Source organism: Psychrobacillus soli (assembly GCF_006861775.1).
Classification (GTDB): domain Bacteria; phylum Bacillota; class Bacilli; order Bacillales_A; family Planococcaceae; genus Psychrobacillus; species Psychrobacillus soli.
In genome coordinates this window covers 25,759-38,679 of the sequence record NZ_VDGG01000020.1, presented here as the reverse complement: position 1 = coordinate 38,679, position 12,921 = coordinate 25,759, and the positions used below count along the sequence as shown (strand labels likewise).

At 37.1% G+C, this 12,921-nt stretch carries 19 protein-coding genes; 2 read left to right on the top strand and 17 right to left on the bottom strand.

Annotated features, from left to right (window positions below; all coding sequences use genetic code 11):
- The first annotated feature begins 1 nt into the window (after position 1).
- On the top strand, positions 2 to 1,528 hold the full coding sequence (ahpF, locus tag FG383_RS11235; RefSeq protein ID WP_142607484.1) for an alkyl hydroperoxide reductase subunit F: 1,527 nt from the start codon (positions 2 to 4) through the stop codon (positions 1,526 to 1,528).
- 1,385 nt (positions 1,529 to 2,913) lie between these two features.
- Here ahpF and FG383_RS11230 read toward each other — a convergent pair.
- The 16 genes from FG383_RS11230 to FG383_RS11150 form a co-directional block, all read right to left on the bottom strand.
- On the bottom strand, positions 2,914 to 3,486 hold the full coding sequence (locus FG383_RS11230; protein WP_142607483.1) for a TlpA disulfide reductase family protein: 573 nt from the start codon (positions 3,484 to 3,486) through the stop codon (positions 2,914 to 2,916).
- 15 nt (positions 3,487 to 3,501) lie between these two features.
- Entirely contained in the window at positions 3,502 to 4,260 is a 759-nt protein-coding gene (locus tag FG383_RS11225; RefSeq protein ID WP_142607482.1) for a cytochrome c biogenesis CcdA family protein, read from the bottom strand.
- Positions 4,247 to 4,909 (bottom strand): hypothetical protein, encoded by a 663-nt coding sequence (locus FG383_RS20915; RefSeq protein ID WP_185907914.1) that lies wholly within the window; start codon positions 4,907 to 4,909, stop codon positions 4,247 to 4,249. The genes FG383_RS11225 and FG383_RS20915 overlap by 14 nt, the downstream gene beginning before the upstream one ends.
- Before the next feature lie 299 nt (positions 4,910 to 5,208).
- A complete protein-coding gene (locus FG383_RS11210) occupies positions 5,209 to 5,544 on the bottom strand; it encodes a thioredoxin family protein (protein WP_142607481.1) in 336 nt (111 codons plus the stop codon).
- Between the two features lie 53 nt (positions 5,545 to 5,597).
- The gene (gene ytxJ, locus FG383_RS11205; RefSeq protein WP_142607480.1) at positions 5,598 to 5,924 is read right to left on the bottom strand and encodes a bacillithiol system redox-active protein YtxJ; all 327 of its coding nucleotides are present in this window, start codon (positions 5,922 to 5,924) and stop codon (positions 5,598 to 5,600) included.
- A 71-nt stretch (positions 5,925 to 5,995) separates the two neighbouring features.
- Complete coding sequence (locus tag FG383_RS11200; protein ID WP_142607479.1) at positions 5,996 to 6,439, bottom strand: DUF6526 family protein; 444 nt, start codon at positions 6,437 to 6,439, stop codon at positions 5,996 to 5,998.
- A gap of 58 nt (positions 6,440 to 6,497) precedes the next feature.
- Positions 6,498 to 7,286: a sulfite exporter TauE/SafE family protein gene (locus FG383_RS11195; RefSeq protein ID WP_142607478.1), complete on the bottom strand. Its 789-nt coding sequence runs from the start codon at positions 7,284 to 7,286 to the stop codon at positions 6,498 to 6,500.
- A 62-nt stretch (positions 7,287 to 7,348) separates the two neighbouring features.
- Positions 7,349 to 8,476: an MBL fold metallo-hydrolase gene (locus FG383_RS11190; protein WP_142607477.1), complete on the bottom strand. Its 1,128-nt coding sequence runs from the start codon at positions 8,474 to 8,476 to the stop codon at positions 7,349 to 7,351.
- A gap of 67 nt (positions 8,477 to 8,543) precedes the next feature.
- Positions 8,544 to 8,978, bottom strand: coding sequence for an OsmC family protein (locus FG383_RS11185; protein WP_185907913.1), 435 nt, complete (start codon positions 8,976 to 8,978; stop codon positions 8,544 to 8,546).
- A 93-nt stretch (positions 8,979 to 9,071) separates the two neighbouring features.
- The gene (locus FG383_RS11180; RefSeq protein ID WP_142607475.1) at positions 9,072 to 9,467 is read right to left on the bottom strand and encodes a DsrE/DsrF/DrsH-like family protein; all 396 of its coding nucleotides are present in this window, start codon (positions 9,465 to 9,467) and stop codon (positions 9,072 to 9,074) included.
- On the bottom strand, positions 9,460 to 9,711 hold the full coding sequence (locus FG383_RS11175; protein WP_142607474.1) for a glutaredoxin family protein: 252 nt from the start codon (positions 9,709 to 9,711) through the stop codon (positions 9,460 to 9,462). Before FG383_RS11175 ends, FG383_RS11180 begins: the two co-directional genes overlap by 8 nt.
- Before the next feature lie 88 nt (positions 9,712 to 9,799).
- Positions 9,800 to 10,096: a rhodanese-like domain-containing protein gene (locus FG383_RS11170; RefSeq protein WP_142607473.1), complete on the bottom strand. Its 297-nt coding sequence runs from the start codon at positions 10,094 to 10,096 to the stop codon at positions 9,800 to 9,802.
- Between the two features lie 22 nt (positions 10,097 to 10,118).
- Complete coding sequence (locus FG383_RS11165; RefSeq protein ID WP_142607472.1) at positions 10,119 to 10,484, bottom strand: rhodanese-like domain-containing protein; 366 nt, start codon at positions 10,482 to 10,484, stop codon at positions 10,119 to 10,121.
- Positions 10,485 to 10,551: 67 nt separating this feature from the next.
- Positions 10,552 to 10,779: a sulfurtransferase TusA family protein gene (locus FG383_RS11160; RefSeq protein ID WP_142607471.1), complete on the bottom strand. Its 228-nt coding sequence runs from the start codon at positions 10,777 to 10,779 to the stop codon at positions 10,552 to 10,554.
- 83 nt (positions 10,780 to 10,862) lie between these two features.
- Entirely contained in the window at positions 10,863 to 11,123 is a 261-nt protein-coding gene (locus FG383_RS11155) for a metal-sensitive transcriptional regulator (protein ID WP_142607470.1), read from the bottom strand.
- A 105-nt stretch (positions 11,124 to 11,228) separates the two neighbouring features.
- Positions 11,229 to 11,639: an Lrp/AsnC family transcriptional regulator gene (locus tag FG383_RS11150; RefSeq protein WP_142607469.1), complete on the bottom strand. Its 411-nt coding sequence runs from the start codon at positions 11,637 to 11,639 to the stop codon at positions 11,229 to 11,231.
- Positions 11,640 to 11,755: 116 nt separating this feature from the next.
- Between FG383_RS11150 and FG383_RS11145 the strand changes: the two genes are divergently transcribed.
- Positions 11,756 to 12,535, top strand: coding sequence for an MBL fold metallo-hydrolase (locus tag FG383_RS11145; protein ID WP_142607468.1), 780 nt, complete (start codon positions 11,756 to 11,758; stop codon positions 12,533 to 12,535).
- A 102-nt stretch (positions 12,536 to 12,637) separates the two neighbouring features.
- Here the strand turns inward: FG383_RS11145 and FG383_RS11140 are convergent, their stop codons facing one another.
- The gene (locus FG383_RS11140; protein WP_142607467.1) at positions 12,638 to 12,886 is read right to left on the bottom strand and encodes a glutaredoxin family protein; all 249 of its coding nucleotides are present in this window, start codon (positions 12,884 to 12,886) and stop codon (positions 12,638 to 12,640) included.
- Between the last annotated feature and the right edge of the window lie 35 nt (positions 12,887 to 12,921).

The following is a 12,921-nucleotide window of genomic DNA, read 5'->3' as shown; positions in this document are numbered from 1 at the left end:
TATGCTAGACACAGATATAAAAGCACAATTAGCCCAATATCTTGAATTGATGGAGGGCGATGTGCTACTTAAAGTTAGCGCTGGGGAAGATAAGGTCTCGCGTGAAATGGCAGCGCTAGTGGATGAATTAGCTACGATGTCATCCCGCATTAAAGTAGAAATGGTGGATTTAGAAAGAACACCGAGTTTTAGTGTCAATCGTATCGGTGAAGATACTGGCGTTACTTTTGCTGGTATTCCACTTGGACATGAATTCACTTCATTCGTTCTTGCTTTATTGCAGGTGAGCGGCAGAGCTCCTAAAGTAGATGAGAAAGTAATCGAGCAAGTGAAAAACCTTGAAGGCGAGTATCACTTCGAATCGTATATTAGTTTAAGCTGTCAAAACTGTCCAGAAGTTGTACAAGCACTTAACCTAATGAGCGTGTTAAATCCTGGTATTACGCATACGATGATTGACGGCGCAGCGTTTAAAGATGAAGTGGAAAGCAAAAACATCATGGCGGTTCCGACTGTATTACTAAATGGAGATTCATTCTCTAGCGGTCGTATGACTATTGAAGAAATCTTAGCGAAACTGGGAAGCGGACCAGATGCATCGGAATTTACCGATAAAGATCCGTATGATGTACTCGTTATCGGCGGTGGACCAGCGGGTGCAAGTGCAGCAATTTATGCGGCACGTAAAGGCATTCGTACAGGGATTGTTGCCGATCGTTTCGGTGGTCAGATTTTAGACACAGCTTCGATCGAAAACTTCATTAGTGTTAAACATACTGAAGGCCCTAAACTTGCTTCAAGTCTTGAGGAACATGTAAAAGAGTACAAAGTCGATGTGATGAACTTACAGCGTGCGAAACGTTTGGAAAAGAAAGATCTAGTTGAAATTGAACTGGAGAACGGTGCCGTTCTAAAGAGTAAAACCGTTATCCTCTCAACAGGAGCGCGTTGGCGCAATGTTGGAGTTCCTGGCGAGGCTGAGTTTAAAAACAAAGGCGTCGCATACTGCCCACATTGCGACGGGCCATTATTTGCAGGTAAAGATGTTGCTGTTATTGGTGGTGGTAATTCCGGTATAGAGGCAGCGATTGATCTTGCAGGGATTGTAAACCATGTAACCGTTCTTGAATTTATGCCAGAGTTGAAAGCCGATTCTGTTCTACAAGAGCGTCTTTATAGCTTGCCGAATGTTACGGTTCTGAAAAATGTTCAATCGAAGGAAATTACCGGTACTGATAGCGTAAACGGTATTACTTATATTGAGCGTGAAACTGGTGAAGAACATCATATCAAACTAGCTGGTGTATTTGTTCAAATCGGTCTTGTGCCGAGTACAGAATGGCTAGGTGACGCCGTTGAACGCACGAAATTTGGCGAGATCGTTGTCGATAAGCGTGGCGCAACAAACGTACCTGGCGTATTTGCGGCAGGAGACTGCACGGACAGCGCATATAAACAGATCATTATTTCAATGGGATCAGGTGCGACTGCTGCTTTAGGTGCATTCGATTATCTAGTTCGAAATTAATGAACGAATGAGGAACAGGTCATCAGAAAAGTGCAAGTACCCTCTAAGTACAAAACCTGTTTTGTAACGTTTTCTGAGGTCTTTGGACAGACTTTTTGCTATATCATTACCGATTGATTTTTAAGAGAGGCTGGTCGTGACTAACGTCACGACCAACCTCTCTTTTCTCGGTAATCTTATGGCGTTTGTCTGTCCGTCGCCTTCCTTCAACTATACGAATAAGGTTAAGTTCTTTTTGGATAATGAGTGAAAAGATGCTTTCCAACTTATAAAAAAAGCACCCGAAGATGCAATTTCGGGTGCCCAAGTAGCTCCTCTATACAATAGATGCTAACTATTTGTGGGTCATATACTCTTTTACCAATAGAAGAAAATTAGCTGAAATGCTCTTCTTTTAGATTCTTACTAGCTAATAGATCCACCCCCTCTACCTTACCTTATGTACAATCCACTGCATTTTCCTATCCTTCCATGTACAAGTGATTTTATGCACTCAAAAATTATATACTGATCTTTTAGTTATTCTTTCTTTTATGATTGATTAGAAAACATTTGCTTGATTGTAGTGGAAGGCGGCGACTCCAGCAGGATGAGTGAGAAAGATGAGATATTACAACGTACGCTTTCGGCGGTGATGGCTCATCGCTCACCCCGCCGAAAGCGTACGCCTGGAACGGAAATCAACAGTATTATGGAATCGATCCTTTACTCCAAAACAGCCGAGACACTGGGTTTATGAAAAGGAAGATTATATACTTTCTTATTCTTTAAAAAATGAACCTGTTCCTTTTTTGTGCTTGTTCTTTACTCCCCCATTCTTAATCTTTCCATTGTGACTGTCTTGCCGCTTTGGGAGGCATCTCCCCAATCACCCAAGCAATTATTAACACATGTTGATGTGGCCCACAAAGAATCGAATATCTTCTGTAGTACATACAACCAAATCGCTCAAAGAGGACAAACGATTAAAGGTTTGTGGATAAATTCGATACAAGGTGAAAAGCAATCAATTCTCAAAGTTAAGGGCTTAGTTAATGTGAGATGCCAATTACTATGAAGCACTCTTTACACTTTCACATACCATAAGTTTTAAAAATTCCTAGAGCAAAAAATTGTCCTCAGCTATCATAAAATAGCTTGGACAATTGGTATGAGAAATCGATTAATTTTTAACAGGGAACCAACCTTGTACAGTCGTCATCAGTTCCCAAAATGGATCTTGTACTTGGCGATGAGTCTGATCGTTTGGATGAATCATCATTTCACAAGTTAGTAGTGTTCTCTGACAAAATCTTAAATCAATTATTTCTAAAAACAAAAATTCGATAGTTAATTTTATTATTTGAAACAAAATACTGAATGATTGTTTGTATGATAGAAGATATTTACTGCATCATTTCAAACTGCTGTACCATGAAGTCATAATTCATTGCACCCATCGTGACAAATTGAATTCGCCCATGCGAGTCAATCATATACGTAGTGGGATAAGCCATAACCTGATATTCATTTGAGACAGCAGATTCGTCATCTAAAGGAGTTGTCAACGTCAAGTTCAATTCATCTACAAACTTTTGTACAGTACCCAGATTCGATTCTGTTTCAGTTAAATTCACCGCCAAAACTTGTACGTCCTTATTTTTCTGGAACTTTTGCATATCAGGCATCTCGGCGCGACACGGGGGACACCATGTTGCCCAAAAATTTAGCATAACTCGTTTACCTTTATAATCTGACAACTTCACTGTCTCACCATCTAATGTAGTAAGTTCAAAATCAGGAGCGAGCTCACTTTTACGAATTCCTACCTTTTTAGATTCTTCTCCTGAATTATTTATCTGTTGCGCGGTTGTTCTATCCTCTTCCTGAGTAGCTTTTTCCTTTGAAGCGAATACAAAGTCGTAAACTGCCCAACCAAGCATCCCCATTACTATTGCTACAAGAATCGCCTTTTTCATTCCCCATTACCTCCTTCACCCTAATTTTTCGAACCATGTATCTTGCACTAATTTCAGTAAAAACTCAGTGATGCGTGGCATTTGACCGGTAAATAATAAAAGTCCCATCATTATCATAATCACAGCGCCTGTTTTCATAATTACTTGACTATGTCGAGTAATCCACTTGGTTGATCCTAGGAAAAATGTCAAGAGAAGAAATGGCAATCCAAACCCCAATGCATACATTACCGTGTATATGATTCCTTGACCTGGGTGACTTGCCGCCAGGAATAAAATTGAACCGAAGATCGGCCCAATACAAGGTGTCCAACCAGCTGCAAAACCCATGCCCACAAAAAATGTACCTAAATAGCCGACTGGTCTTTTGGCAGATTGAAAACGCCTTTCCTTCATTAATGCTGTAATATTAATCCATCCCCCAACGAAAAGCCCCATGAAGATAATGAACACTCCAGCTAAACGTTGAATAAGGAGCCCTGTATCACCTATTAATAATGTTTGAATAAATTGCCCAAAATAGGAAGCTCCCATTCCTAAGGCAATAAAAACAAGGGATACACCTAACAAAAAGAATACGGAATGGCTTAATAATTTACTTCGTATTTTCATATCATGATTTCCTTGCAGTTCCTTGACACTGATTCCAGTAATATAGGATAAGTACGCGGGAAAAATCGGTAACACACAAGGCGATAAAAACGATAATGCCCCTGCTCCTAACGCTAAAAACACCCCTATCCCTAACATCGTATCTGTCTCAATTCCCCCCACTTATAGCACCCTCCTTCTTTTTTTGATAAATAATTAATAAACAACTTATGATGAGCATTAAAACTAAAAACCATGGTGCCATAGTATAACCAAATACCATCATGATTGGCATCTTAACTGCCAATCCTAAACTACCTATTGTCCATCCAAGGAATATCAATAGATTCAACCAGTGAGGGGATACAAAATCACGCATAACTACAAATGCAACTATTAACAACGCGACTAAACCTATATATCCAATTGAATAAGTATTATTATTCCAAATAACTCGCATGAATTCGTACACAAATGAGGCAATTAAAAATATATGTGTAAAAGCATTTAATAATGGAAGCACATCAATTCTTCTGCGCTTAGATTGAATCACCATTGTTATCAAACTAAATAGAACAGCTACGTAAAATGCATGTGAGTTACTTGGATAAGACAATATAGCCAACGGATCTACTATAAAGATCGAAAAGTTCAAAATGATTTTTCCTAACCAAATAAAAATAACGAAATTCACCAATTGACCTAATATTTCTTCCATATTGATTTTCTTTTTTTCCTTTGCTAAATCACTTATAAAGTAGTAAGTGAGAAATCCCATACTCCAACTTAAAATGATAATAGCAATGGACAAATGTATACTCGTCAGTGTCACAGTTAAACCCTCCCGACTTATTGCTTCATATCTTTAGTACTAAAGCTTTGTGAAAGTCTGATGAAATTGGGTATTCATTTAATTAAAATGTAAATCAATTCTATGGCCAAAGCATTACCAGATACATTTAATTTGTTTTGGAATTCTTTTAAAAAGACATTTGGTTCCTTACCATAAACATAATTCTCTGTTCGAAAACGTGCATTCCAATGATTCATCTCTTAATCATCCTTTCTGTGTATTTTTTGCATCTTTAATTGCTAAATGAAATATTTTCAATAAAAGTGAATGAACCAAAATCACTCTGGTTCCGTAACAATCATGTTATAAACTTTACTCATTTTTTCACGCAAAGATTGCATTTGAACAAAACGTGCTTCCCTTATAACTTCTTTACCATCTACAAATAAAAGTAGTGCAGGTACCGTAAAAATCGAAAGACGTCCAGCTATTTCTTCGACATCATCTGCATTTATATGGCCTAGTTCAATGAGTGGAAATTCTTTCAGTAAATCCTTTAACTGAGGCAATATAGCGTGACATACGCCACAATTAGTTCTTGATACATATAAAAAACTAAACTGATGATCCTCGATAAACTTTTCTACTGAGGTAAGTGATGTTAATGTAACCATACCTTCTCCTTTCATTTTCATAGGGTTAATTTTTTGATACCAGTCACCAGTAATCAAACATACGTATTAATTGCCTCGTTTACTAGGGACTTCTTTATTTTGTAATGAGTAGCTTGCCAAATTCCTTTTTCACCTTTTAAGATTAGAAGTTGAGGTGATTCATGCTTCACTCCTAAATCTTTTTCAATTGTATTCGAAACAAGCCTATCCTCCTGTACAATGACGATGTATTTAGGAAGTTCTGTATCAAGCGCTTGTAATTCTTTCATGGCTGATAGGCTACTTTGGCAAGTCATACTGAATTTAAATAGAAGAAAAGGTTGTTCTTTTGACTTTCCCAATAAACTTCGCCATGCTTCTACCGATTTAATCCGTTCCATATAGTTTCACCTCCAACATCCCAACTAGCGTCAAAAGGATTGCGCAAACAATCCACACCATAGCACCTATTTTAGACCCGGTGCTCGTCTTTTCTCCATTGCTGAATTTCTTTTTTTATTTCATCAGGTGTCATGCCAGTTAATGCGGCTTTTGAAACAAGACCAGGAAACTCATCATCTGAAGCAAAGCGCAAGGCTATCAGTTGCGGCATCGTAATATGAGAGTCGATTGGTGATCCTGTTAACATAAAATAGCGCAATTGTTCCTCCACTCGAATCGTCCGATCTTGAACTTTTAACGCATTCATCCTTGCGAGTAGTCCTGCAATAATACTCATGATAACTAAAGCCATTATTAAAAATGTAATGAAGGAAAAATCATCTTTCACGATGCTCGTAATTGTAAAGATAATTGCCACCAATAATGTAATTGCACCAATCGGCATGAATATAAAATGTTGTAAAGGGTGAAGTCGTGTGTGATTTTCATAGGTTTGCAACTTTTTTTCTTGCAAGTTTATACCTCCTATCGATGATTTCGTATAGTATTGCCTTCTTTATGAATGAAACTTATTAATTGTTCGTAAATAATATATCTAACCAAATCTTCACTGCCGTTACAAATATTAAGAAAGCTAGAATCACCTGTAACACTTTTGTATTTACCTTTTTTCCAGCCATCGCCCCAAGTGGTGCGGCAAATAAGCTAGCAACCACCATAATAAGTGATGGTAAGAATTCCACTTGCCCCGTTGACACTTTCCCAGAGATCGCACCAATCGATGAAATAAGTGTGATAGCCAAGGAAGAGGCTATTGTCATTCGTGTAGGTATTTTTAAAACGGTAAGCATGATCGGTACTAACAAGAATGCGCCTCCTGCACCAACAATACCTGCTCCTATCCCAACGATTAATGCAAGTAATGCGGCAAGCCATTTGTTAAACTTTATTTGCTCTAGCGGTATGTCATCAAGTCCTTTTTTAGGTATGAACATCATGACGGCTGCAATTATCGCTAAAATTCCATATACCAAATTGATTCCACTTTCAGGCATATGTGTAGAACCTAACCCCCCCAAAAAACTACCGATTAAAATACTAACACCCATGTAAGCGATTAATTTCTTATTTAAAAATTCACCTTTTCGATAAGCATAGACACCGCCAATCGTCGCAAAGAACACTTGGATTGCAGTTATTCCTGATACTTCATGGGCTGTAAATTGGGCAATACCAAGCGCAGAAGGGATATACAGCAACATAGGGAAATTAATAATGGATCCACCTATTCCTAACATTCCCGAAATAAATGAGCCTATTAATCCAATGAAGAAGATGATAGCAATAAAGCTTATATCCATTTTAACCTCCTTCTAAAAAGGGAACCTACTATGGGTTCCCTTTTTGGTCATCTTCAACCTTTTTATCGAACTGCACAACGATTTGGTCCAATTTCCATTTCACGTTGTGTTTCTTCATCAGAGGTAACTTTCCCCATATTCATCTCTCGAATTTCTTGATATGCATTTGGCTGTGGCGGTAAATTTTCAGTCACCATTTTTCTAAATTCATTTTCATCCTTAATGTTTAGTCCATGATTTGTTTCATAGAGCGTACTTAACTTTTCAGATACACTACCATCTGCATTTAATTCATCAATAATCATAAAGTGTGCTGGTAGTACCATTAGTTCCCCAGATAAATCTCTGTATCTCGTGTATAGACTTTCTCTTAAATCTCCAACCCAATCTTCCGCTAACCCAGCAAGGTCCGGTCTTCCAATTGAATCAATAAATAAAATATCTCCTGATAGTAAGAACCTTTCGTCCACAACAAATGATGTCGATCCAATTGTATGACCTGGAGAATATAACGCATGAATATTTATAGAAGCATTACCAATTGTCACTACATCTCCATCTTCTAGTGGTTCATAATCAAACGTTACATCTACAGCATCTTTTGGTGGAAGCCAGTATGTTGCGTTTGTTTTTTCAGCAAGTTTTCTTCCACCAGAAATATGATCGGCATGTAGATGTGTATCAAATACATAGGTAATTTTTGCGCCAATACGATCGGCAAATTCAAGATAGACATTCGTCATTCTTGCCGCATCAATAATGGCAGCCTCACCGTTTGAGACGATCATGTAAGACAAGCATCCCTTACCAATTCGTACAAACTGATAAATCTCTCCACCCCCTTTTAAATCCCCAACTTTAACAGGTGCTAAATGTTCACTCCATGCTTTCATTCCACCGTCTAGGGAAAAAACAGATATTCCCGCCTCTGTAAGCATTTCTGCAACCATGATAGATGAACGCCCTTTTGCACAAACAACGAGTGTATCTTTATCAGTAGGAATCTCATCCAAGATTCCTTCCACCCCATCCATTAATTCGAAGTATGGAACATTTAAATGATCAAAGTTTTCACCTTCGATTTTCCAGTCTGCGAAATCATTCGTATTTCGAACATCTAAAATAAATAGTTCTTCTTTGTTCAATACTTTTTTTGTTACTTCTTTTGAAGTCATTGTATTTATATACATACCCTTACCTCCTACGGTATATTATTGTTCAAAAAAATATTAAAATATCCATGTTATATCTGTGTCTTTATTTCAAAGAAACTTTACCTTGTACTTCAATAATAACGCCTGCTTTTTTCAATAAATTTCCGACTTCGCACCCTTTATCTGCTCCTTCAATTGCTCTTTGTGCTGATTGAATTTGTGCTTCTGTTGCATCCGCAGATAAAATGATTTGTGGATAGTGAGTTATGTTAAATCCATCTTCCGATATCATGACCTCTGAATTTATTGTATGTTCTACTACAGGTAGTTTTCTGCTATCAAGCATATAAGTAAGAGTTGCTATAAAACAAGTTGCTGCTGAAGAAACTAGTAACTCTTTTGGATCTGCCCCGTTCCCGCTCCCCCCAAAAGAGGTTGGAATAGCGACTTTTGTATCAAGATACTCTGCTTTTAGCGTCCCATTCCCTGTTACTCCACCATGCCAAACAATATTTAAACTTGTTTTCATTTCTGCCATCGTTAACATTCCTCCATTACAATTAATAATATGCAATCTACCTGAGTAAACAAGCCGCCACTTATAGAAGCGGAATACTTCTACTAAGCCAAGTTAAAATGTCAATGTTACATCCGCGTCTTTAGCAAATTCTAAAAATGTGACAGCACCGCCTACTTCAATTCCATCTATAAAATCCTCTTTATCTAATCCCATAACATCCATTGTCATTTGACAGCCAATAAATGTAGCACCCATTTCTTGAGCCATCGCAACTAATTCTGGAATGGATGGAACATTGGATTTTGTAAATCCTTCTGCAAAATGCTCTTTTCCTTCCGGCATCGGAAGTTGCTGATTTGCCTCTTTGTGGATTAAGTTCAGTCCTTCGAATGTGAAGAAAATCGCTACTTCTTGATCTGTTGCAGCAGCTGCAGTTGCGATATTAAACACTTTGTATGCATCAAATAATCCACCATTGCTTGCGATAATTGCTACTTTTCTATTCATTTATTTTTCCTCCATTTCTTAATGCGATCATAATATTATTTGGATCAAATCCTACAATCCATTGGCCATTTACCTCAGTTTGAGGCACGCCCATTTGCCCCGTCGTTTTTACAAGTCGTTGCATCACTTCAGGTTGTGTTTCAACATTCACTTCATTAAAAGGGATGTTTTGTTCTGATAAAAAGTTCTTCAGCATGACACAATACGGGCATTGTGTTGTTGTGTAAACTGTTACTGAATTCATTTTCAAATCTCTCCTCACTGATTATTTGTAAATCCTTTTCATTCCCCTATCTTTAATACTGCTAGGGGTATTAAAACTATTAAAAAATTTACTCTACCTTGCCTTCCCAAGAAAGCATGCCACCTTGCATATTGATCACATTATGACCTTGGTCTTCCAGGAATTCTGTTGCACGACCACTTCTTCCTCCTGAACGACAAACTAGGATATATTCTTTTGACTTATCTAATTCATGCATACGAAATTCGACTAATCCTAATGGAATGTTTATTGCTCCGGGAATTTTCCCTTCTGCTACTTCATCTACTTCACGTACATCGATGATATTTAATAGCTTTCCTTTATTTATTAAAGACTCTACTTCTTTTGCAGTCATTTCTTTCATCGAAATATCCTCCTTCTCTTTTTTATGAGACCCAAGCACTCATGCCACCTTTTACATTTGTTACTTTTGTAAACCCCAATTTCTTTAACACTTTACTTGCTTTTTGGCTTCTCATCCCACTTTGACAAATGACAATCACTTCTTTTTCCTTTGAAAGCTCCTTATCCGCTTTTCGAGAAAGTTGGTATAGAGGAATATTTTTAAAACCCCGGATATGATTTCCTTTAAACTCACCAGGTGTACTGACATCAATAAATTGCTTATCCTTGTTAACTAGTTCCTCTTTTAAATCAGTTGATGATATATGTCTAACACCTTTTGTTGGTAGAATAAGCTGTAAGATAAAAAACAAGAATAGCGTAATTACTATATAACTAACGTATTCCATCTGTTGCATCTCCCTGTTAAATACCCATTACACATACCGGTATGGGTATTTACTTAATTAAAAAAAATTAACCCTTTCTTATCCAAAACTTTAATACATCACTTTCCTCTTCATGCTTCAAAAGTTCATGCCCACCTGATTTAGCCCATGCTGGAAAATCGCTTTTAGCCCCCTTATCTGTTGTATGAATTTCTAATACTTGACCTACTTCAAGTTCGTTTATGGCCATTTTTGTTTTTACAATTGGCATTGGGCATGCTAATCCCTTGGCATCTAATACTTTATTTATCATCATATTTGTTCCTCCATCAGATTATTTTTACCGGTACCCCTATGGGTATATTAACAAAAGAAAAAAAAGCTGTCAACCAAACTTTCTTATCTGCTTTTTACAAGTAAGTTGACAGCCTCTTTAATTAGTTCGTCCGTTTTTTCTCCATTTTTTTCAGCCTCTTGAACACATTCAACTAGGTTTGAGCTTACAATCACACCTATTGTTCGATCTACTGCTGAGCGAACAGCAGACAACTGTGTAATGACCTCTTTACAATCTTTATTTTCTTCCATCATTTTTAGAATCCCTCGAAGTTGCCCTTCCATACGCTTTACTCTATTTTTTAGTTGATCATTATATTCCATAAGAACTCACCTCCATGTTAATCACAAAATTACTGACAAGCATTATAATATACCCACGCAGGTATGTTGTCAACATTACCATCTGGGCAACTCTATTGATACACACTACTTATTAATGACAATCGATAATTTATAATTTGCATGTTCGTTTAAGTCTTCCAGAAATTCATCCAGTTTTTCATTAGATGGAAATTTACACTCAAGAAGGTAACAACCGTCTCCACTGATTTTATTATTATGGATTATGTATGGTTCTTGTGTTTTTAAAAACGATAGATAGGGTTGATGATAAGTGCTTTGTGTGATAATCGTAATAAAGGCTTGTATAAAATAGCCCATTTTAACTTGATTCACTTTAATTGTATACCCTTCAATCACTCCGCTATCCTCTAATTTTGCAACCCTCGCAGAAGCAGCCTGTCCAGTCAAATGGACTTTTTCCCCCAGTTCTTTCATAGTGATACGACTGTTCTTGGTTAGTTCATTTAAGATACTGATATCTGTGTTATCTAACATTTTCTCAACTCCTTTCATTAATCAAGTCAAACCCCAAAAAGACTTGATATTATCTATATATCGGTGATTGTCCATAGTATAAACTAGATACGAATCAAAGAAAAGGAGTTGTAATTATGGATATTAAACAAATTCGAAATGCTACGCTAGTTGTTCAATATGCTGGCAAAAAGTTTTTAATAGACCCAATGTTAGCAGAGAAAGGAACTTATCCACCTTTTGGACCTCAAGTAGGTTTTCCCGATGCACCAAGACAAGATCAAAACAATCCTTTAGTTAGCTTACCAACTTCACTCGACAATATCATATCTGATATTGATGCTGTCATTGTCACTCATCTGCATTTAGACCACTGGGATGATGCTGCTATAGAAGCATTGCCAAAAGATATTAAATTATTTGTCCAGAATGATGAGGATGCTTCAGCAGTTCGCAATGTTGGTTTCAATAATGTAGAGGTTTTACAAGAGGATACAGTCTTTGAAGATATCCAATTCATTAAAACAAAAGGCGAGCACGGGAGAGGCCCACTGGTAGAACTTGCTGGTCAAGTGTGTGGTGTTGTCTTCAAACACCCCAGTGAAAAAACTTTATATCTAGCTGGAGATACTGTTTGGTATAAAGGTGTTCAAGAAGTAATCGAAACACATAAGCCAGCAATCATCGTTGTAGCTGGGGGAGATAATCAATTCCTAGAAGGCGGTTCGCTCGTAATGGGGAAAGATGATATCTATGAAGTCTATAAAGCTGCACCAAGCGCAAAAATTATTTCTAACCATATGGAAGCTGTCAATCACTGGACATTATCAAGAGAAGAATTGAAAAGCTTCAGTCAAGAAAAAGAGATTTCCGATAATATTTTAGTACCGGATGATGGCGAATCTTATTCATTTTAACAAACAAAACAGACAGAACAAGTAATATTTCTGTCTGTTTTTTATTTATATTTCATAGTTGTAGAAAGTTCCAATTACATAGGATAATGAATGATCAAATATTTATATTTTACTTTTAACATTAATTGCTGTTAGCATCCGGACAGGATCGAATCCAGAAATCCATTCCCCATACATATTTGTTTGTGGAACCGTGAATCTCCTTGTTTTCCCAATTAATTTTATCATGGCAATTGGATGGATATCTACATTCACCTCTTTAAAGGGTATATCAGAATCATTTAAAAAATCCTTCACCATTCGGCATACAGGGCATAGTGTGGTTGTATAAACCGTTACGTCATACTTCATCTTTATATCCTCTTTTCCTGTCGTATCTTTTTTAA